We start from the raw sequence: 908 nt of genomic DNA, 5'->3' as shown, positions 1-908 counted from the left end.
GCCACAACGCCGTCGTCACCGCGCGCGACGTCGCGAAGGTCGCCGAGTTGGCCGAGACCACGCCGGAGCGGGTGCTGGCCGTCGCCCTCGACGTCACCAAGCCCGCGCAGGTCACCTCCGCCGTGCGGCGGGGCCACGAGCGGTTCGGCGGCCTCGATGTCCTGGTCAACAACGCCGGCTACGGCTACCGCGCCGCCGTCGAAGAGGGCGACGACGCCGAGGTCCGGGAGTTGTTCGAGACGCACTTCTTCGGCGCGGTCGCGATGATCAAGGCGGTGCTGCCCGGCATGCGGGCGCGGCGCAGCGGCGCGATCGTCAACATCTCCTCGATCGGCGCGACGGTAACCCCGGTGGGATCCGGCTACTACGCGGCGGCCAAGGCCGCCATCGAAGGCGTCAGCGGGGCCCTGCGCGGTGAGCTCGCGCCGCTGGGCATCTCGGTGACGGTCGTCGAACCCGGCGCCTTCCGCACCGACTTCGCCGGTCGCTCGCTTGCCCAGTCGGCCGCGGTCATCGACGACTACGCCGCCACCGCCGGGCAGCGGCGCAAGGAGAACGACACCATGCACGGCAACCAGGCCGGCGACCCGGCCAAGGCGGCCACGGCGATCATCGCGGCCGTCGAGTCAAGCGAGCCGCCGGGTTTCCTGCTGCTCGGCCCCGACGCCCTGGCCATCTACCGCTACGTCGCGGACGCCCGCGCCGCGGAGATCGCGAAATGGGAAGGGCTGACCAGCGGCACCAATTACGGCTGAGCCTCAGCCGCGCACCGCGGGCAGCACGTCGCTTTCCCACGCCGCGGCAAGATCTGCGAGGTCTGCCCCGGCACCGCCTCGTTGCCTCACAACCGGTGCGCCACCTTCCGCGCGGCGTCGACGGTGCGGCCGGCCGCGCCGTCGGCGCAGCCC

The 908-nt window shown here is 73.0% G+C and carries 1 protein-coding gene; it reads left to right on the top strand.

Annotated features, from left to right (window positions below; genetic code table 11):
* Positions 1–755, top strand: a 755-nt coding sequence (locus tag BN4348_RS58995) for an oxidoreductase (RefSeq protein WP_066917770.1), incomplete at its 5' end; no start/stop codon positions are given.
* Between the last annotated feature and the right edge of the window lie 153 nt (positions 756–908).

The organism is Mycobacterium interjectum, assembly GCF_900078675.2.
Taxonomy (GTDB): Bacteria; Actinomycetota; Actinomycetes; order Mycobacteriales; family Mycobacteriaceae; genus Mycobacterium; species Mycobacterium interjectum.
Note: the sequence above shows the minus strand (reverse complement) of the source record. Positions and strands in the feature narration are given on the sequence as shown.